Source organism: Pseudomonas gessardii, assembly GCF_001983165.1.
GTDB lineage: Bacteria > Pseudomonadota > Gammaproteobacteria > Pseudomonadales > Pseudomonadaceae > Aquipseudomonas > Aquipseudomonas gessardii.
In genome coordinates, this window is sequence record NZ_MNPU01000021.1 from 25510 (window position 1) to 45204 (window position 19695).

The 19695-nt window shown below is 62.5% G+C and carries 19 protein-coding genes and 1 pseudogene; 11 read left to right on the forward strand and 9 right to left on the reverse strand.

Translation table 11 applies throughout. The features are described from left to right. Window positions 1–83 precede the first annotated feature (83 nt). Window positions 84–1376: an NAD(P)/FAD-dependent oxidoreductase gene (locus tag BLL38_RS15940; protein ID WP_076963423.1), complete on the forward strand. Its 1293-nt coding sequence runs from the start codon at window positions 84–86 to the stop codon at window positions 1374–1376. A gap of 1 nt (window position 1377) precedes the next feature. On the opposite strand, the gene BLL38_RS15945 is transcribed toward BLL38_RS15940, so the two are convergent. Beyond that, window positions 1378–1611 (reverse strand): DUF1127 domain-containing protein, encoded by a 234-nt coding sequence (locus BLL38_RS15945; RefSeq protein WP_076963424.1) that lies wholly within the window; start codon window positions 1609–1611, stop codon window positions 1378–1380. A gap of 166 nt (window positions 1612–1777) precedes the next feature. Here BLL38_RS15945 and BLL38_RS15950 point away from each other — a divergent pair, with 166 nt between their 5' ends. Next, on the forward strand, window positions 1778–3211 hold the full coding sequence (locus tag BLL38_RS15950) for an aminotransferase-like domain-containing protein (protein WP_076963425.1): 1434 nt from the start codon (window positions 1778–1780) through the stop codon (window positions 3209–3211). A 63-nt stretch (window positions 3212–3274) separates the two neighbouring features. Continuing rightward, on the forward strand, window positions 3275–4843 hold the full coding sequence (locus tag BLL38_RS15955; protein ID WP_076963426.1) for a phospholipase D family protein: 1569 nt from the start codon (window positions 3275–3277) through the stop codon (window positions 4841–4843). Between the two features lie 38 nt (window positions 4844–4881). On the opposite strand, the gene BLL38_RS15960 is transcribed toward BLL38_RS15955, so the two are convergent. Together BLL38_RS15960 and BLL38_RS15965 are read right to left on the reverse strand one after the other, a co-directional pair. Then, window positions 4882–6024 carry an MFS transporter gene (locus tag BLL38_RS15960; protein ID WP_076963427.1) on the reverse strand — a complete coding sequence of 381 codons (1143 nt, stop codon included), beginning with the start codon at window positions 6022–6024 and terminating at the stop codon, window positions 4882–4884. Window positions 6025–6184: 160 nt separating this feature from the next. Further along, window positions 6185–7678, reverse strand: a complete 1494-nt coding sequence (locus BLL38_RS15965) for an aldehyde dehydrogenase (protein ID WP_076963428.1) — start codon at window positions 7676–7678, stop codon at window positions 6185–6187. A 227-nt stretch (window positions 7679–7905) separates the two neighbouring features. On the opposite strand from BLL38_RS15965, the gene BLL38_RS15970 reads away from it, so the two are divergent. Continuing rightward, window positions 7906–8268, forward strand: coding sequence for a cupin domain-containing protein (locus BLL38_RS15970; protein ID WP_076963429.1), 363 nt, complete (start codon window positions 7906–7908; stop codon window positions 8266–8268). 80 nt (window positions 8269–8348) lie between these two features. Here the strand turns inward: BLL38_RS15970 and rpmG are convergent, their stop codons facing one another. Together rpmG and rpmB are read right to left on the reverse strand one after the other, a co-directional pair. Then, window positions 8349–8504, reverse strand: a complete 156-nt coding sequence (gene rpmG / locus BLL38_RS15975) for a 50S ribosomal protein L33 (protein ID WP_003176906.1) — start codon at window positions 8502–8504, stop codon at window positions 8349–8351. An 11-nt stretch (window positions 8505–8515) separates the two neighbouring features. Next, the gene (rpmB, locus tag BLL38_RS15980; protein ID WP_007920377.1) at window positions 8516–8749 is read right to left on the reverse strand and encodes a 50S ribosomal protein L28; all 234 of its coding nucleotides are present in this window, start codon (window positions 8747–8749) and stop codon (window positions 8516–8518) included. A gap of 459 nt (window positions 8750–9208) precedes the next feature. On the opposite strand from rpmB, the gene BLL38_RS15985 reads away from it, so the two are divergent. Beyond that, a complete protein-coding gene (locus BLL38_RS15985) occupies window positions 9209–10801 on the forward strand; it encodes an ABC transporter substrate-binding protein (protein WP_076963430.1) in 1593 nt (530 codons plus the stop codon). 4 nt (window positions 10802–10805) lie between these two features. Here BLL38_RS15985 and radC read toward each other — a convergent pair whose 3' ends face one another. Further along, on the reverse strand, window positions 10806–11480 hold the full coding sequence (gene radC / locus BLL38_RS15990; protein ID WP_076963431.1) for a RadC family protein: 675 nt from the start codon (window positions 11478–11480) through the stop codon (window positions 10806–10808). A 130-nt stretch (window positions 11481–11610) separates the two neighbouring features. Between radC and coaBC the strand changes: the two genes are divergently transcribed. From coaBC to BLL38_RS16015, 5 genes and pseudogenes are all read left to right on the forward strand, one after another. Then, entirely contained in the window at window positions 11611–12819 is a 1209-nt protein-coding gene (gene coaBC, locus BLL38_RS15995; protein ID WP_076963432.1) for a bifunctional phosphopantothenoylcysteine decarboxylase/phosphopantothenate--cysteine ligase CoaBC, read from the forward strand. A gap of 5 nt (window positions 12820–12824) precedes the next feature. Then, window positions 12825–13280: a dUTP diphosphatase gene (gene dut / locus BLL38_RS16000; protein ID WP_076963475.1), complete on the forward strand. Its 456-nt coding sequence runs from the start codon at window positions 12825–12827 to the stop codon at window positions 13278–13280. Window positions 13281–13428: 148 nt separating this feature from the next. After that, window positions 13429–14835: pseudogene (locus BLL38_RS16005) on the forward strand (phosphomannomutase/phosphoglucomutase); the annotation flags it as partial. A 21-nt stretch (window positions 14836–14856) separates the two neighbouring features. Beyond that, on the forward strand, window positions 14857–15762 hold the full coding sequence (argB, locus tag BLL38_RS16010; protein ID WP_076963434.1) for an acetylglutamate kinase: 906 nt from the start codon (window positions 14857–14859) through the stop codon (window positions 15760–15762). Between the two features lie 196 nt (window positions 15763–15958). After that, window positions 15959–16834: a LysR family transcriptional regulator gene (locus BLL38_RS16015; protein ID WP_076963435.1), complete on the forward strand. Its 876-nt coding sequence runs from the start codon at window positions 15959–15961 to the stop codon at window positions 16832–16834. Window positions 16835–16880: 46 nt separating this feature from the next. Here BLL38_RS16015 and pyrE read toward each other — a convergent pair whose 3' ends face one another. Continuing rightward, window positions 16881–17525: an orotate phosphoribosyltransferase gene (pyrE, locus tag BLL38_RS16020; protein ID WP_076963436.1), complete on the reverse strand. Its 645-nt coding sequence runs from the start codon at window positions 17523–17525 to the stop codon at window positions 16881–16883. Window positions 17526–17607: 82 nt separating this feature from the next. On the opposite strand from pyrE, the gene BLL38_RS16025 reads away from it, so the two are divergent. Further along, on the forward strand, window positions 17608–18387 hold the full coding sequence (locus BLL38_RS16025; RefSeq protein ID WP_029289816.1) for a catabolite repression control protein Crc: 780 nt from the start codon (window positions 17608–17610) through the stop codon (window positions 18385–18387). A 58-nt stretch (window positions 18388–18445) separates the two neighbouring features. Here the strand turns inward: BLL38_RS16025 and BLL38_RS16030 are convergent, their stop codons facing one another. After that, window positions 18446–18814 carry a DUF4870 domain-containing protein gene (locus tag BLL38_RS16030; protein WP_076963437.1) on the reverse strand — a complete coding sequence of 123 codons (369 nt, stop codon included), beginning with the start codon at window positions 18812–18814 and terminating at the stop codon, window positions 18446–18448. A gap of 23 nt (window positions 18815–18837) precedes the next feature. Then, complete coding sequence (gene rph / locus BLL38_RS16035; RefSeq protein ID WP_076963438.1) at window positions 18838–19560, reverse strand: ribonuclease PH; 723 nt, start codon at window positions 19558–19560, stop codon at window positions 18838–18840. Window positions 19561–19695 lie beyond the last annotated feature (135 nt).

Below are 19695 nucleotides of genomic sequence, written 5' to 3' on the forward strand. Positions count from 1 at the left end.
ATTTTGCCCTAAAAGCCCCGAGTGAGACAGCTTCACCCGACCGCTGTATCCTGCGTCAAATTTTCCAAACACGGATGCTCCCCATGACCGCCAGCGCCCGGCACACCGCTTCCTACTACGCCGCCAGCAGCCTGCCGCAACCCGATTACCCGGCACTGGCGGGCGAAGTCATCGCCGATGTGTGCGTAGTGGGCGGCGGGTTTTCCGGGCTGAACACGGCGCTGGAACTGGCCGAGCGCGGCTTTAGCGTGGTGCTGCTGGAGGCGCGCAAGATCGCCTGGGGCGCCAGCGGGCGTAACGGCGGGCAATTGATTCGTGGCGTCGGCCATGGCCTCGATCAGTTTGCCCATGTGGTTGGCACCGAAGGCGTGCGGCAGATGAAGCTAATGGGCCTGGAAGCCGTGGAAATCGTGCGCCAGCGGGTCGAGCGCTTGCAGATTGATTGCGACCTGACCTGGGGCTACTGCGACCTGGCCAACAAACCCCGCGACCTGCAAGACCTGGCCGCCGATGCCGAAGAACTGCGCGAGCTGGGCTATCGCCATGAACTGCGCTTGCTGCAAGCCGGGGAGATGGGCAGCGTGATCGGCTCCGACCGCTATGTGGGCGGCATGATCGACATGGGCTCCGGCCACCTGCACCCGCTGAACCTGGCCCTCGGCGAAGCCGCCGCCGCGCAGCAACTGGGGGTGAGGTTGTTTGAGCAATCGCAAGCGCTACGCATCGACTACGGCCCTGAAGTCAACGTCCACACCGCCCACGGCAACGTGCGCGCCAAGACCCTGGTACTGGGTTGCAATGCCTATCTCAACAACCTCAACCCCCACCTGAGTGGCAAGGTGCTGCCGGCCGGCAGCTACATCATTGCCACCGAACCCTTGAGCCCGGCCCAGGCCGCCGAGCTGCTGCCGCAAAATATGGCGGTGTGCGACCAGCGGGTCACCGTGGACTACTTCCGCCTGTCGGCCGACCGGCGCCTGCTGTTCGGCGGTGCTTGCCACTACTCCGGACGCGATCCCCAGGACATCGGCGCCTATATGCGGCCGAAGATGCTCAAGGTCTTCCCGCAATTGGCCGAGGCGAAGATCGACTATCAATGGGGCGGCATGATCGGCATCGGCGCCAACCGCCTGCCGCAGATTGGCCGGCTGGCCGACCAGCCCAATGTGTACTTTGCCCAGGCCTATGCCGGCCATGGCCTGAACGCCACCCACCTGGCCGGCAAGCTGTTGGCCGAAGCCATCAGCGGCCAGCACAGTGGGCGCTTCGATCTGTTTGCCCAGGTGCCACATATCACCTTCCCCGGCGGCAAGCACCTGCGCTCCCCGCTGTTGGCCCTGGGCATGCTCTGGCACCGGATGAAAGAACTGCTCTGACTCAACCGCGCCAGAACGGCTTCAAGCCTTCCCGGCGCGCCTGCTCGGCACTCAGGCCGATATCGCGCAGTTGCTCCGGGGTCAGGTCCAGCAGGGCCTGGCGCGTGTGGCAACGACGCCAGAACAGTTCCCAACGGCCTGGGTTGCCAGGCGCCAGCCCGGCCATCTCGCGCCCCTGCCCTGCTTCCAGTTCCTGACTGTGTAACGCCAGCCGCACATCGCTCAAGCCACTCATTGTCTTGCCCCTCATTTGCCTGTTGCCATGAGTGACTAGAATGGACGGCGCGGCAAAACCATTACAGATTCAACCCACCTTTATTAAATCCATACAGATACTGCCAAGCGCGGGCTGAATCCTGTATTTTCCTCCCATCTGTACTGGTCCCCGGGGAGCGACCGCCATGACCCTCTACGTCAACCTTGCCGAACTGCTGGGCACCCGCATCGAACAGGGCTTCTATCGCCCCGGCGACCGCCTGCCCTCGGTACGCGCCCTGAGCGTGGAACACGGGGTCAGCCTGAGCACCGTGCAACAGGCTTACCGGTTACTGGAAGATAACGGCCTGGCAACGCCCAAGCCGAAATCCGGCTACTTCGTGCCCATCGGGCGCGAGCTGCCGGCGCTGCCCGCCGTGGGTCGACCGGCCCAGCGCCCAGTGGAGATATCCCAGTGGGACCAGGTGCTGGAACTGGTGCGCGCGGTGCCGCGCAAAGATGTCATACAGATGGGCCGCGGCATGCCGGATGTACTGTCACCGACCATCAAGCCGCTGCTGCGCAGCCTGGCCCGGGTCAGCCGGCGCCAGGACCTGCCAGGCCTGTATTACGACAATATCTACGGCTGTATGGAGCTGCGCGAACAAGTCGCCCGTCTGTCATTGGATTCCGGCTGCCAGCTCGACGCCCAGGATATTGTGATCACCACCGGCTGCCATGAGGCACTGTCCGCCAGCATCCGCGCCATATGCGAGCCCGGCGATATCGTCGCCGTCGACTCGCCAAGCTTCCATGGCGCCATGCAAACCCTCAAGGGCCTGGGCATGAAAGCCCTGGAAATCCCCACCGACCCGCTGACCGGCATCAGCCTCGAAGCCCTGGAACTGGCCCTGGAACAATGGCCGATCAAAGTCATCCAGTTGACCCCCAACTGCAACAACCCCCTGGGCTACATCATGCCCGAGGCACGCAAACGGGCGCTGCTGACCCTGGCCCAGCGCTTTGACGTGGCAATCATCGAAGACGATGTGTATGGCGAACTGGCCTACAGCTACCCGCGACCACGCACCATCAAATCCTTCGACGAAGATGGCCGCGTCCTGCTCTGCAGTTCCTTCTCCAAGACCCTGGCCCCCGGCCTGCGGATCGGCTGGGTAGCACCTGGCCGCTACCTGGAGCGGGTGCTGCACATGAAATACATCAGCACCGGCTCCACCGCCACCCAACCGCAGATTGCCATTGCCGAGTTCCTCAAGAACGGGCACTTCGAGCCGCACTTGCGGCGCATGCGCAGCCAATACCAGCGCAACCGCGACCTGATGCTCGATTGGGTCAGCCGCTATTTCCCCGCCGGCACCCGCGCCAGCCGGCCCCAGGGCAGCTTTATGCTGTGGGTGGAGCTGCCCGAGGGCTTCGACACCCTCAAGCTCAACCGGGCCCTGGTCGAACAAGGGGTGCAGATTGCCGTGGGCAGCATCTTTTCCGCCTCGGGCAAATACCGTAATTGCCTGCGGATGAACTACGCTGCCAAGCCAACACCCCAGATTGAAGAGGCGGTGCGCAAGGTCGGGGCAACGGCGATCAAGATGCTCGCCGAAGCCGAACAGCGTGTGGACTGACCTTTTGCCAGCAATCACCGTCCCATTGCCCACCACCGCCCTGATTCGGAACCTGCCTCTTTGATGAGCCCACGGCTGTTAGCGTTTTTCCTGTTGGGGTTCCTGGGCCTGGGCGGTTGCGCCACCCTGGACCTGCCCCGGGTGCCCAGCGAGGTACTGCCGGCGGCGCAGTCCGCCTTCGGTCGTTCGATCCAGGCCCAGGCTGCGCCCTACCAGGGCCGCTCCGGGTTCCGCCTGCTGCCCAACAGCAGCGAAGCGTTCATGGCCCGCGCCGAATTGATCCGCAATGCCCAGGCCAGCCTCGACCTGCAGTACTACATCGTCCATGACGGCATCAGCACGCGCATGCTGGTGGACGAGCTGCTCACCGCGGCCGACCGTGGCGTGCGGGTTCGCATCCTGCTGGACGACACCACCAGCGACGGCCTGGACCAGATCATCGCCACCCTGGCCGCGCACCCGCAGATCCAGATCCGCCTGTTCAACCCGCTGCACCTGGGCCGCAGTACCGGGGTGACGCGGGCCATGGGGCGGCTGTTCAACCTGTCGCTGCAACACCGGCGCATGCACAACAAGCTGTGGCTGGCGGACAACAGCGTAGCGATTGTCGGCGGGCGCAACCTGGGGGATGAGTATTTCGATGCCGAGCCCAACCTGAACTTCACCGATATCGACATGCTCAGCGTGGGACCGGTGGCCGAACAACTGGGCCACAGCTTTGACCAGTACTGGAACAGTGCGCTGAGCAAACCGATCTCTGACTTTATCGCCAACGCCCCGTCCTCCCGCGACCTGGCCACGGCGCGCGGGTACCTGGAAACCTCCCTGGCCGAGTCCCGCCAACAGAACCACGCCCTGTATAACCGCCTGCGGACCTACAAGACCCAGCCGCGCATGGATATCTGGCGCCGGGAACTGATCTGGGCCTGGAACCAGGCACTGTGGGATGCGCCGAGCAAGGTCCTGGCCAGGGGCGATCCCGATCCACGGCTGCTGCTCACCACCCAACTGGCCCCGGAGCTCGAAGGGGTGCACCGCGAACTGATGATGATCTCGGCCTATTTCGTCCCCGGCCAGCACGGCCTGGCGTACCTGACCAGCCGGGCGGATGCGGGCGTGGCGGTGAGCCTCTTGACCAACGCCCTGGAAGCCACTGACGTACCGGCGGTACATGGCGGCTACGCGCCCTATCGCAAGGCGCTGCTGGAGCACGGGGTGAAGTTGTATGAACTGCGCCGCCAACCGGGCGACGGCGGCGGCGGCAGTGGCCCGCACCTGCTGGGCAGCCGCTCGTTGTATGGGTCCGATTCCAGCCTGCACAGCAAGGCGATGATCTTCGATCGGCAAAAATCGTTTATCGGCTCGTTCAACTCCGACCAGCGCTCGGTACTGTGGAACACCGAGGTCGGCGTACTGGTGGACAGCCCGGAACTGGCCGAGCATGTGCGCAACCTGGCCCTGCAAGGGATGGCGCCAGCCCTGAGCTATGAGGCGAAACTGCAGGATGGCCAGGTGGTATGGGTCACGGAGGATAACGGCCAGATACACACCCTGACCCGCGAGCCTGGCAGCTGGTGGCGCCGGTTCAATGCCTGGTTCGCCACCACCGTGGGCCTGGAGCGCATGCTCTAAGCACCACCAGCTCCCACAGCTTGGATGCCATTTCCAAGTCAGGCCGGTTGCTCAACGCCAAACGCCCCTTGGCGCAACAACAGAATCACCAGCCCCAAGGCCCCCACCGCCATCAGCAAGGGCAAGGCATGCCCGCTGATCCACTGGCTGCCCGCCCCCGCCACCAGTGGGCCGATCAGGCAACCAATCCCCCACAACTGCGCAATATGGGCATTGGCCCGCACCAGCGCATCGTCCCGGTAGCGCTCGCCGATCAGGATCAACGACAGGGTAAACAACCCCCCGGCGCTGGCACCGAACAGCACCCAGATCGGCCAGATCAGCCAGGTATCGAGTAATGGCGCAATGGCCAGGCTCGACAGCAGCAGCAACACGGCGCAACCGAGAAACAGGGTGCGCCTGGGCAGGTAGTCGGCCAGCGCGCCAATCGGCAATTGCAGCAAGGCATCGCCTACCACCACGGTGCTGACCATCGCCAGCGCCACCTCGGCGGTGAAGCCCTGTTGCAGGCAATACACCGGCAACAGCGTGAGGATCATCGCCTCGAACGCGGCAAACAGCGCCACCGCCCAGGCAATCGCCGGCAGGCCCCGGCAAAAGCCCCACAAGTCGCCGAAGGTCACGCTGAAGGCCTCCGCCGTCGGCGCCCCGCTGCGCCCCAGCAGCAGGAACGGCGCCACGAGCAACAGGCCGACGCCAACCCAGAAGCCATAGTCATGACCGGTGCCCAGCACGCCGAGCAATAACGGCCCCGACAGCTGGCTCAAGGCGTAGGTACAGCCATACAGCGCCACCAGCCGGCCCCGCCATTGCTCTACCACCAGTTGGTTGATCCAGCTTTCGCCGAGGATAAACACGATGGTCAGGATCACCCCGATCATCAACCGCAGCACCAGCCACACCGGGTAGCTGGGCCATACCGCGAGCAAACCGATGGAAACCGCCCCGGCCCACAGGCACAGGCGCATCAGGTTCGCCGTGCCCAGCCAGGAGGCCAGGCGACTGGACACCTTGGCGCCCAACAACACACCGAACGCCGGCATGGCCGCCATAAGGCCGATGGCAAAGTTGCCATAACCCCAACTTTCCAGGCGCAGGGACACCAGCGGCATGCTCACGCCCAGGGCGAGGCCGACGCTGAGTACCGAGGCCAGGACGGCGAAGTAAGTCGCCCAACGCATTGCCACGCTCCTGTGGATTATTTCCAGATCACACAAAACAGTGTGGGAGCGGGCTTGCTCGCGATTGCGCTGGGTCAGTCAATACATGTACCGACTGAAACTCCGCCATCGCGGGCAAGCCCGCTCCCACATTTGGATCTACTGCAGCTGGAGCCCGGGGTTACAGCTTGATCCAGGTCGCCTTCAGCTCGGTGTACTTGTCGAACGCATGCAGCGATTTGTCGCGACCGTTGCCCGACTGCTTGAACCCACCAAACGGTGCAGTCATGTCGCCGCCATCGTATTGGTTGACCCACACGCTACCGGCACGCAGGGCCTTGGCGGTCAGGTGCGCCTTGGAAATATCCGAGGTCCATACCGCAGCGGCCAGGCCATAAGGCGTGTCGTTGGCGATGGCCACGGCTTCTTCAGCGCTGTCGAAGGTCAGCACCGACAACACCGGGCCAAAGATCTCTTCCTGGGCAATCTTCATGGCGTTGGTCACGCCGTCGAAAATCGTCGGCTCGACGTAGGTGCCGCCGGTCTCCTGCAGGGTACGCTTGCCACCGGCCACCAGCTTGGCGCCATCGGCATGCCCGGCTTCGATGTACGACAGCACGGTGTTCATCTGCTGGGTATCCACCAACGCACCGACATTGGTCGCCGGGTCCAGCGGGTTGCCCGGCTTCCAGCCCTTGAGGGCCTCGATCACCATCGGCAGGAATTTGTCCTTGATCGAACGCTCCACCAGCAGGCGCGAGCCGGCAGTGCAGACTTCGCCCTGGTTGAAGGCGATGGCGCCCGCGGCGGATTCGGCAGCGGCTTGCAGGTCCGGGGCATCAGCAAACACGATGTTCGGGCTCTTGCCGCCCGCTTCCAGCCAGACGCGCTTCATGTTCGATTCGCCGGAGTAGATCATCAGTTGCTTGGCGATCTTGGTCGAACCGGTGAACACCAGGGTGTCGACGTCCATATGCAGCGCCAGGGCCTTGCCCACGGTGTGGCCGTAGCCCGGCAGCACGTTGAGCACGCCTTTGGGGATGCCGGCTTCAACGGCCAGGGCCGCGATGCGGATGGCCGTCAGCGGCGATTTTTCCGATGGCTTGAGCACGACCGAGTTACCGGTGGACAGCGCCGGCCCCAGCTTCCAGCAGGCCATCATCAGCGGGAAGTTCCACGGCACAATGGCCGCCACTACGCCGACGGGCTCGCGGGTCACCAGGCCCAGTTGGTCATGGGGGGTGGCGGCCACTTCATCGTAAATCTTGTCGATGGCCTCGCCGCTCCAGCTCAGGGCTTGCGCCGCGCCAGGGATGTCGATGCCCAGGGAATCGCCGATGGGCTTGCCCATGTCCAGGGTTTCGAGCAGGGCCAGTTCTTCGGCATTGGCCTTGAGCAGCGCGGCGAAGCGGATCATGGTGGCTTTGCGCTTGGCCGGGGCCAGGCGTGACCAGGCACCGGTGTTGAAGGTGGCGCGGGCGTTTTCCACAGCGCGCTGGGCGTCGGCGACGTCACAGCTGGCAACCGTGGCCAGCAGGCGGCCATCGACCGGGCTGAGGCATTCAAACGTGGCGCCGGAAACCGCGGCGGTGTATTCGCCATTAATGTAGGCGCGACCTTCGATCTTCAGGTCCTTGGCGCGTTGTTCCCAGTCGGCACGGGTCAGGGTGGTCATGCGAGTGTCCTCCTCTTATTAAATATAAGGGCCCGGCGTTATAACCGTTCCCTTCCAAATGCTTGCCCGACCAGCCAGCTATTCGGTCCGAGGCACCCGCCACCCTAAACCAGCCACAAGGGATGTTTCAATATATTTGACATAACGGCAGCAAACGCCCTTGCGATGTTCATTTTAATAAACATAGACTTTGGCTCTCCAACCCCAGGCCTAGACGGGATACGTGCATGAACATTCAGGATGTCGTCGATTTCAGCCAGGCGAACACCGCCGCCGAACGCTACCGCCCCGCCACAGAAAAAGTCCTCAAGGGCGCCCCCCAGCAGACGCTCTACAACCACTACAACAGCCCGTGCGGCCAGATGAACGCCGGAGTGTGGGAAGGTGAAGTCGGGCAATGGAAGGTGAACTACACCGAACACGAGTACTGCGAGATCGTGCAGGGCGTTTCAGTGCTGCGCGATGCCGAGGGCAACGCCAAGACCTTGCGCGCCGGTGATCGCTTCGTCATCCCCGCCGGCTTCAGTGGCACCTGGGAGGTGCTGGAGCCGTGCCGCAAGATCTACGTGGTATTTGAAGAAAAGGCCTGATCGGTCGAACGCGACTTTTTCCAAGGCAAAAAAAACCCGCATCGTGAGATACGGGTTTTTTTCACAAGAAAGAAAACCAATTACTTGATTTTGCCTTCTTTGTAGATCACGTGCTTGCGAACGCGCGGGTCGAACATTTTCTTTTCGAGCTTGTCCGGGGTAGTACGCTTGTTCTTGTCGGTAGTGTAGAAGTGACCAGTACCGGCGCTAGAGATCATTCGAATCAATTCACGCATGATTTAGCTCCTTAGATTTTGCCGTCGCGGCGCAGTTCAGCGAGCACGACAGTGATGCCACGCTTGTCGATGATGCGCATGCCTTTGGCAGATACGCGCAGACGGACAAAACGTTTCTCTTCTTCAACCCAGAAGCGGTGATGCTGCAGGTTTGGCAGGAAACGACGACGGGTTTTGTTGTTTGCGTGGGAAATGTTATTCCCAGTCACCGGACCCTTACCGGTAACTTGACAGACTCTCGACATGCCTCAGCCCTCTAAAACCACATGCCCAACCCGGCATGGGTTGGCCGCTTAATCTCTCAGTCATTTGGCGCCAGGCGCCGCGTTTCTTTAAGGGTCTTACCGGCTACACCTACAGTGAAGGAACCGGGCCCCTAGAAAAGAGCGCTGCTTTATACCAGAAAGACCCATGCGCAACAACAGCCGGTGTGTTTTTCCCGCTGTAAATCTTGCCCAAACAGGGCGCAAGCACTGCCAGGGTGGGCCGCCGTGCTGGCGGACCGCTCGTCGCACCGAATGATTTATCACCGCAGCCTGTAGGCCACAGGCGCCGGGCAAAATGACCTGAAGTGCCATCAAAACAGTATTTGCCCTAAATGCACAGGCAAAAATGGGCTAGTCATTTGTGAATCAGGCCACTACGGTAGGCGTTTTCCAGACTGCACTCGCAGATGGGCCTCCGATCTGCAAAGGAAACCGACCATGCGCTTCGCTGCCCTGCCGCTCTTGCTCACCCCGCTCTTCTTCACTTCGCTGGCCCAGGCGGCTTCCACGCTGAGCGTCTGCACCGAGGCCAGCCCCGAAGGGTTCGATGTGGTGCAATACAACTCGCTGACCACCACCAACGCCTCGGCGGATGTGCTGATGAACCGCCTGGTGGACTTCGACGCCGCGAGCGGCAAACTGGTGCCGAGCCTGGCCGACAGCTGGGACGTCTCGCCGGACGGCCTGACCTACACCTTTAAATTGCACCCGGACGTCAAATTCCACCGCACCGCGTATTTCAACCCAAGCCGCAGCCTCACCGCCGAAGACGTGCGCTTTAGCTTCGAGCGCATGCTCGACCCGGCCAACCCCTGGCACCAGGTCGCCCAGAGCGGCTTCCCCCACGCCCAGTCCCTGCAACTGCCGGCGCTGATCAAGAAGATCGACGCCCTGGACCCGCTGACCGTGCGCTTTACCCTGAACCACGCCGACTCCACGTTCCTCGCCGCACTGAGCATGGGCTTTGCCTCGATCTACCCGGCCGAATACGCAGGCAACCTGCTCAAGGCCGGCACCCCGGAAAAGCTCAACAGCCAACCCATCGGCACCGGACCGTTCGTTTTCGGGCGCTTCCAGAAAGATGCGGCCATTCGCTACAAGGCCAACCCGGACTATTTTGCCGGTAAACCTGCTGTGGATAACTTGATCTTTGCCATCACCCCGGACGCCAATGTGCGCCTGCAGAAACTGCGCCGCAATGAATGCCAGATCGCCTTGTCCCCCAAGCCTCTGGATATCGGCGAGGCGCAACAGGATCCTGCGCTCAAGGTGGAAAAAACCGCAGCCTTCATGACCGCCTTTGTGGCCATCAACAGCCAGCACCCGCCGCTGGACAAGCCGCAAGTGCGCCAGGCGATCAACCTGGCTTTCGACAAGGCCAGCTACCTCAAGGCCGTGTTTGAAGGCACCGCCGAAGCCGCCACCGGCCCCTACCCACCCAATACCTGGGGCTTTGCCAAGGAGTTGCCGGGTTATCCACAGGACCTCGCCAAGGCCAAGGGGCTGCTGGATCGCGCCGGACTCAAGGACGGTTTCAAGACCACTATCTGGACCCGGCCATCAGGTAGCCTGCTCAACCCCAACCCGAGCCTGGGCGCCCAGTTGTTGCAGGCCGACCTGGCCAAGGTCGGCATCCAGGCCGAGATCCGCGTGATCGAATGGGGCGAACTGATCCGCCGCGCCAAGGCGGGCGAGCACGACCTGCTGTTCATGGGCTGGGCCGGCGACAATGGCGACCCGGATAACTTCCTGACCCCGCAGTTTTCCTGCGCGGCGGTCAAGTCCGGCACCAACTTCGCCCGTTACTGCGACCCGGCGCTGGACAAGCTGATCAGTGCCGGCAAGACCACCCACGAGCAAGGCGTGCGCAGCAAGCTGTACCAGCAGGCGCAGGCGCAGATCCAGCAGCAGGCGCTGTGGTTGCCGCTGGCCCACCCGACGGCCTTTGCCCTGACGCGCAAGAATGTCGAGGGGTATCAGGTTAGTCCGTTTGGGCGGCAGGATTTTTCCAGGGTCGGTGTAAGGCCGTAAGCTGCTATATCCACCCATATTCGGCCATCGACAGCGGGTCTCCCTCGCCGACAATGATGTGGTCCAACACCCGCACATCCACCAGCTCCAGGGCCTTTTGCAGCACCTTGGTCAATTTTCGATCAGCAAGGCTGGGCTCGGCATTCCCGGAAGGGTGGTTGTGGCACAGGATCAATGCCGCCGCGTTGTAGTCCAGGGCGCGCTTGACCACATGTCGCGGGTACACCGTGGCGTTGTCGATGGTGCCCTGGAACAGCGCTTCAAACCCCAGCACCCGGTGCCTTGAGTCGAGAAACAGGCAGCCGAATATCTCGTGGGGCTCATGGCGCAGCAGTGCCTTGAGGTAGTCACGCACGGCAATCGGGCTGTCCAGCACCGAATCGTGGCGTACCCGTTCGGCCAGGTGGCGCCGGCCCATTTCCAGCACGGCCTGCAACTGGGCGAACTTGGCCGGCCCCAGGCCCAGATGCTGGATAAACACCCCCTGCCGGGCCTCCAGCAGCGCGCGCAGGCTGCCAAATTGCCCCAGCAGGTGGCGCGCCAGGTCCACCGCGCTTTTGCCCGAGACACCGGTACGCAGGAAAATCGCCAGCAACTCGGCATCCGAGAGACTCGCCGCCCCCAACTCCAAAAGCTTCTCCCGCGGACGCTCCGCCGCAGGCCAATTGCGAATACTCATGGCACCTCCGTGTGCATGTGCGCCGCTGTTGCATGGCGGACGCTGTGTTATCTTAGCCGCTCTTTTTTGCGCGCGATTTCACCTGGGGAGGGGGATCGCAACGCCATCACTGAACTGGAAAGGCAAACCAATGCAGCGTCTGTATCGGAAACGCATCGTTCTCGGCGTCGGCGGCGGCATTGCCGCCTACAAGAGCGCAGAGTTGGTTCGCAGGCTCCTGGACCAGGGCGCCGAAGTGCGCGTGGTCATGACCCGTGGCGGCAGTGAATTCATTACCCCGTTGACCATGCAGGCCCTGTCCGGCCACCCGGTGCACCTGGACCTGCTGGACCCGGCGGCCGAAGCCGCCATGGGCCATATCGAACTGGCCAAATGGGCCGACCTGGTGCTGATCGCCCCCGCCACCGCCGACCTTATCGCGCGCCTCGCCCAAGGCATTGCCGACGACCTGCTGACCACACTGGTGCTGGCCACCGACGCCACCGTCGCCATCGCCCCGGCAATGAACCAGGCCATGTGGCGCGACCCGGCCACCCAGGCCAACACCCAACTCCTGCAAAGCCGTGGCCTCAAGGTCTTCGGCCCGGCCTCCGGCAGCCAGGCCTGTGGCGATGTCGGCCTGGGCCGCATGCTCGAAGCCACCGACCTGGCGCTGTGCGCCGCCGAGTGTTTCCAGCACCTGGCCCTGACCGGCAAGCACGTACTGATTACGGCCGGCCCGACCCAGGAAAACATCGACCCGGTGCGCTACATCACCAACCATAGCTCAGGGAAAATGGGCTTTGCCCTGGCTGAGGCGGCGGTTGAGGCAGGCGCACGCGTGACCCTGATCACCGGCCCGGTGCATCTGCCGACCCCCGACCGGGTCACCCGCATCGACGTCGTCAGCGCCCGCGACATGCTCGCGGCCTGTGAGGCGGCGATTCCCTGCGATGTGTTTATCGCTTCGGCGGCGGTTGCAGACTACCGCCCGGAAGTGGTTGCGCCGCAAAAACTCAAGAAAGACCCTACAAGCGGTGACGGCCTGCTCCTGCAAATGGTGCGCAACCCGGACATTCTTGCCACCATCGCCAGCCGTGCGGATCGTCCGTTCAGCGTCGGCTTCGCCGCCGAAACCGAAAACCTGCTGGACTACGCCGCCCGCAAACTGAAAGACAAAAACCTCGACCTGATCGTTGCCAATGATGTCGCCAACCCAAGCATCGGCTTCAACAGCGAGGAAAACGCCTGCAGCGTGATTGACCGCGAGCTGCACGCCACCCTTTTCGCCCAGACCAGCAAGGGCAAGATTGCCCGCCAACTGATCTCTTTTATCGCCCAACGACTGAACCAGGTTTAATGTCCATGCACGCTTTGCAAGCCAAGATCCTCGACCCCCGCCTCGGCAGCGAATTCCCATTGCCGGCCTACGCCACACCCGGCTCCGCCGGCCTGGACCTGCGCGCCATGCTCAAGCAGGACACCGTCCTTGAGCCGGGCCAGACCCTGCTGATCCCCACCGGCCTGTCGATCTACGTCGGCGACCCCGGCCTGGCCGCGCTGATCCTGCCGCGCTCGGGCCTGGGGCACAAACACGGGATCGTGCTGGGCAACCTGGTGGGCCTGATCGACTCCGACTACCAGGGCGAACTGATGGTCTCGTGCTGGAACCGTGGCCAGACCGCCTTCAACATTGCCGTCGGCGAGCGTATCGCCCAACTGGTGCTGGTGCCGGTGGTGCAGGCGCATTTTGAACTGGTCACCGAGTTCGACGAAACCCAGCGCGGCGCGGGCGGTTTCGGGCATTCCGGCAGCCACTGACTACGCTCAGGCATGCCGGGCCCTGCGTCCGGCATGCCCCGATGGCATTTTCGCACCACGAACTCTAGGGCAAAAACGCCGTCTTACCCTTCAGTTTGAACCTGCCGGTCGCCACATTCAGGCCTGTCCGCCCCGTATCGATGGAGTTTCCCCAGTGATGAGCAACGCAGCCCCAGTCGCACCGACGTTTCCCGACAGCATTTTCCGCGCCTACGACATCCGTGGTGTCGTCCCGAAAACCCTGACCGCCGAAACCGCCTACTGGATCGGCCGTGCCATCGGTTCGCAAAGCCTGGCCCAGGGCGAGCCCCACGTGTCGGTGGGGCGTGACGGTCGCCTGTCCGGCCCCGAACTGGTGGAGCGCCTGATCCAGGGCCTGGCCGACAGTGGCTGCCATGTCAGCGACGTCGGCCTGGTGCCGACCCCGGCGCTGTACTACGCGGCCAACGTACTGGCCGGCAAATCCGGCGTGATGCTCACCGGCAGCCACAACCCATCGGACTACAACGGCTTCAAGATCGTGATCGCTGGCGACACCCTGGCCAACGAACAGATCCAGGCCCTGCACACGCGCCTGAAAACCAATGACCTGACCAGCGGCCAGGGCAGCATCACCCAGGTCGATATCCTCCAGCGCTATTCGGACGAAATCACCCGCGACGTCAAGCTCGCGCGGCGCCTGAAAGTCGTGGTGGACTGCGGCAACGGCGCCGCCGGCGTGATCGCCCCGCAATTGCTCCAAGCCTTGAACTGCGAAGTGATCCCGCTGTTCTGCGAGGTCGACGGCAACTTCCCCAACCATCACCCCGACCCGGGCAAGCCTGAAAACCTGGTGGACCTGATCGCCAAGGTCGCCGAAGTGGGCGCCGATCTGGGCCTGGCCTTCGACGGCGACGGCGACCGCGTGGGCGTGGTGACCAACACCGGCAGCATCGTGTTCCCGGACCGCCTGCTGATGCTGTTCGCCCGCGACGTGGTGGCGCGCAACCCGGGCGCCGAGATCATCTTCGACGTCAAATGCACCCGACGCCTGACGCCGTTGATCAAGGAATACGGCGGCCGCCCACTGATGTGGAAGACCGGCCACTCGTTGATCAAAAAGAAAATGAAAGAAACCGGCGCCCTGCTGGCCGGCGAAATGAGCGGCCATGTGTTCTTCAAGGAGCGCTGGTTCGGTTTTGACGACGGCATCTACAGCGCCGCCCGCCTGCTGGAAATCCTCAGCAAGGAGCAATCCAGTGCCGAGGAGCTGTTCGAGACCTTCCCGAACGATATTTCGACGCCGGAAATCAATATCCATGTGACCGAAGAGAGCAAATTCAGCATCATTGACGCATTGCACGATGCGCAATGGGGGGCAGGCGCCAACCTGACCACCATTGATGGTGTGCGAGTCGACTATGCCGAAGGCTGGGGCCTGGTTCGCGCGTCCAACACCACGCCGGTGCTGGTCCTGCGTTTCGAGGCGGATACCGAGGCCGAGCTGCAGCGCATCAAGGACGTGTTCCACGCCCAGTTGAAACGTGTTGCCCCTGATCTCCAACTACCGTTCTGATTATTTGCCCCGGAGCCCTGAATGACCCTCGAACGCGACGCCGCCGCCAACACCGCCAAGGTCCTTTCCGAAGCGCTGCCTTACATTCGACGCTACGTCGGCAAGACGCTGGTGATCAAGTACGGCGGCAATGCCATGGAAAGCGACGAGCTGAAAACCGGCTTTGCCCGCGATATCGTGCTGATGAAAGCCGTCGGGATCAACCCGGTGGTGGTGCACGGCGGCGGCCCGCAGATCGGTGACCTGCTCAAGCGCCTGTCCATCGAGAGTCATTTTATCGACGGCATGCGCGTCACCGATGCGCAGACCATGGACGTGGTGGAGATGGTCCTTGGCGGCCAGGTGAACAAAGACATCGTCAACCTGATCAACCGCCACGGCGGCAGCGCCATCGGCCTGACCGGCAAGGACGCCGAGCTGATCCGGGCGAAGAAACTCACCGTGACCCGCAAGACCCCGGAGATGACCCAGCCGGAAATCATCGACATTGGCCAGGTGGGCGAAGTGATCGGCATCAACACCGATTTGCTCAACCTGCTGGTCAAGGGCGACTTCATCCCGGTGATCGCGCCGATCGGCGTGGGGGCCAATGGCGAGTCCTACAACATCAACGCCGACCTGGTGGCCGGCAAGGTGGCCGAGGCCCTGAAGGCCGAGAAGCTGATGCTGCTGACCAACATCGCCGGCCTGATGGACAAGGAAGGCAAGGTCCTGACCGGCCTGACCACCCAGCAGGTCGACGACCTGATCGCCGACGGCACCATCTACGGCGGCATGCTGCCGAAGATCCGCTGCGCACTGGAAGCCGTGCAGGGCGGCGTAGGTAGCTCGCTGATCATCGATGGCCGGGTGCCCAATGCGGTGCTGCTGGAGATCTTCACCGATACCGGCATGGGCACGCTGATCAGCAACCGCAAGCGCCCTTAACAAATAACGCCACAACAACCCCCGTAAACCCTGGCTCGTTGCCGGGGGCGCGGGGTTTTTTATGCCTGCGGCGGCAAGGTCGCGTCGAGCGCCAGCAAAGGGAGATTGCGCACCTGAAGCCTTGCCGGCCCACCCACGAATGGCAGGGGCTCGTCGCTCGCGGTAGTCTTGTTTCCATAGATAAGAGGATCGAACTGTGGATCTGAATGCCGTAAACATGTTTGTCAGCGTGGTACAAGCCGGAAGCTTGTCAGCTGCGGCCGACCGCCTGGGGGTGCCGCTGCCTACCCTGAGTCGGCGCGTACGCGAACTGGAGCGGCAGTTAAAGGTGCAGTTGCTGGAGCGCTCCGTCCGCGGCACCCGGCTCACCGACGCCGGGACACGCCTGTACGAACATGCCAGCCGCGGCGTCGAAGCCCTAGCCGAGGGTGAACAAGCCGTCATAAGCGACCAGGCACAACTCAAAGGACGCCTAAGGCTATCGCTGCCCCCGGCGTTCGAGCCGTGGTGGGAATTGCTGGCGGCCTTCCAGCGGCGCTACCCCGATATCCGCGTGCACGCCTACACCACCGAGCGACGGGTCGACCTGGTGGAGGATGGCATTGACGTGGCATTGCGCGTGGGCACCATCACCCACGAAACCATGGTGGCGCGACAAGTGCTGAGCTATCGCCACGTACTCGTGGCCAGCCCGTTACTGGTTGAACGATTGGGGATGCCTGATACACCCGAGGCCCTGTACCGGTTTCCCTGTGCAACCTGGAGCACGGGAGCCACCAGCGGGATATGGCGCCTGGGTGGGCAGGTGTTGGAGCCCAAGGCGCTGCTGACCACCAATGACTACGCGCACCTGCGAAGCCGTGCACTGGCGGGGGAAGCCGTCACCGAATTGCCGCCGTTTCTTGCCGCCAAAGCCATTGGCGAGGGGCGGTTGGTCAAACTGTTGCCGGAGCATCCGATGCCAGAACAGCAGATCAACCTGCTTTATCCCTCACATCGTCATCCCTCGGCGATCGTGCGGGCTTACCTGGATTTTTGCCAGAAACATATCACGCAGCTGATGGATACCTAGGCATCGGCTTGTACAGCCCGCGCAACGGGCTGCACAACCGCCCCCATCAGACGCCGAACTGCTCGCGATAGGCCTTGACTGCCGGCAGATGCTGCTTGAGCGCCGGATCATCTTCCAGGAACTGCAACACCTGGCTCAGCGACACGATGCTCACCACGGGAATCCCGAAGTCACGCTCCACTTCCTGGATTGCCGACAATTCACCGTTGCCGCGCTCCTGGCGGTTCAACGCGATCAGCACGCCAGCGGCCTTGGCGCCGTCCTGGGACGCAATGATCTGCATCACTTCACGAATCGCGGTGCCGGCGGTGATCACGTCATCGATGATCAGCACATCGCCGGTCAGCGGCGCGCCGACCAGGCTGCCGCCTTCGCCGTGGGCCTTGGCTTCCTTGCGGTTGAAGCACCATGGCAGATCCCGCCCGTGATGTTCCGCCAGGGCCACGGCAGTGGCGGCGGCCAACGGGATGCCTTTGTAGGCCGGGCCAAACAGCACGTCGAAGGCAATACCGCTTTCAACGATGGCTGCCGCGTAGAAACGACCCAGTTGTGCCAGGGCAGAACCCGAGTTGAACAGGCCGGCATTGAAGAAGTATGGGCTGGTACGCCCGGACTTGAGGGTGAACTCACCGAAGCGCAAAACCCCGCGATCGATGGCAAAACGAATGAAATCGCGTTGATACGCCTGCATGAAAAAAGCCTCAGATACCACGGATTTAGCTAAATAGGTAGACGGCGTGTATCATACACGCACGCGATTTTTGGGGCCATTTATGCGGATCATCAGTGTGAACGTTAATGGTATTCAGGCTGCAGTCGAGCGTGGTTTGCTCAGTTGGCTGCAAGCCCAGAATGCCGACGTCATCTGCCTGCAGGACACCCGCGCCTCCGCCTTTGAACTGGACGACCCAGCCTTCCAACTGGATGGCTACTTCCTTTATGCCTGTGATGCCGAAGTCCCCGCCCAAGGTGGCGTGGCTCTGTACTCACGGTTGCAACCCAAGGCGGTCATCAGCGGCCTCGGCTTCGAGACAGCCGATCGCTACGGGCGCTACCTGCAAGCCGATTTCGACAAAGTCAGTATTGCTACCTTGTTGCTCCCTTCGGGGATGAACGGCGACGAAGACTTGAACCAGAAGTTCAAGCTAATGGACGATTTCGCCCGTTACCTGGATAAACAGCGACGCAAACGTCGCGAGTACATTTATTGTGGCTCGTTGTACGTGGCGCAACAGAAGCTGGATATCAAGAACTGGCGCGACAGCCAGCAATCCCCGGGTTTCCTGGCGCCGGAACGGGCCTGGATGGACGAGATTGTCGGCAACATGGGTTATGTAGATGCCCTGCGTGAAGTCAGCCGCGAAGGCGACCAGTACAGCTGGTGGCCGGACAACGAACAGGCCGAGATGCTCAACCTGGGCTGGCGTTTTGACTACCAGTTGCTGACCCCCGGCCTGCGCCGGTTTGTCCGCAGCGCACGCTTGCCGCGTCAACCGCGCTTCTCGCAACACGCGCCGTTGATCGTGGACTACGACTGGACCTTGACCATCTGAGGTCAATATCCAGGTACAAAAAAACCGACATCGCTGTCGGTTTTTTTGTGGGCGATCATTATTTGATCAATCGCCAGGTGAGCGGGTAACGGTAGGCAATGCCTTTGTTGGCCTTGATCCCGCCGATGATGGTCAACACCAGCGCGGCAATCACCAACACCACCATCAGCAGGAAGCCGATCACCACGAACCCCAGGACAAAACAGACCAGCCAGGCAATGGCCACGGTCAGCTGGAAGTTCAGCGCTTCCTTGCCCTGGTCATCGATCAGCGGGTCCATGTCTTTCTTCACCTGCCACAGGATCAACGGCCCCAGCACACTGCCAAAGGGGAACACCAGGCCCAGGAACGCCGCAAAGTGACAGAGCATGGCCCACTGGCGCACTTCCTTGTTCTGGGCTGACACGGGAAGCTGGTTGTCACTCATGGCGTTGCTCCTTGAGGTCGGTTTCAGTCAGCCAGTGCGGCGTTCTGCAGATCGAAGATTTCGCTCATGCCTTTCTGGGCCAGGGCCAGCATGGCGTTCAGGTCTGCCGGCTGGAATGGCGCGCCTTCGGCGGTGCCCTGCACTTCGATGAACCCACCGGTGCTGGTCATGACCACGTTCAGGTCGGTCTCGGCCGCCGAGTCTTCCAGGTAGTCCAGGTCCAGCACCGGCTCGCCCTGGTACATGCCCACCGATACGGCGGCAATCATCTGCTTGAGCGGGTCGCCGCCTTTCAGGCCGCCGCGTTTCTTGATCACTTTCAGCGCATCGACCAGGGCCACCATGGCGCCGGTGATGGAGGCGGTGCGGGTGCCGCCGTCGGCCTGGATCACATCGCAGTCGACGTACAGGGTCACATCGCCCAGCTTGGACATGTCCAGCGCCGCGCGCAGGGAACGGCCGATCAGGCGCTGGATCTCCAGGGTGCGACCGCCCTGCTTGCCACGGCTGGCTTCACGCTGGTTACGCTCGCCGGTGGCGCGCGGCAACATGCCGTACTCTGCGGTCAACCAGCCCTGGCCCTGGCCCTTGAGGAAACGCGGCACGCCGTTTTCGACGCTGACGGTGCAGATGACCTTGGTATCGCCAAACTCGACCAGTACAGATCCCTCGGCGTGTTTGGTGTAGTTGCGGGTGATGCGGATCGAGCGGAGCTGATCGGCAGCGCGACCACTTGGACGTTTCATAGGGGATACCTGTACTGAGGACGAAAAACTGCCGAGCATTATAGAGCCGCAGGCCGCTTCTCGGCACTGCTAATAAATTCGGTAACGAATGGACAAGCCCTGGCACCCTTTGTCACAGCCCGCATTTGGGGGCGC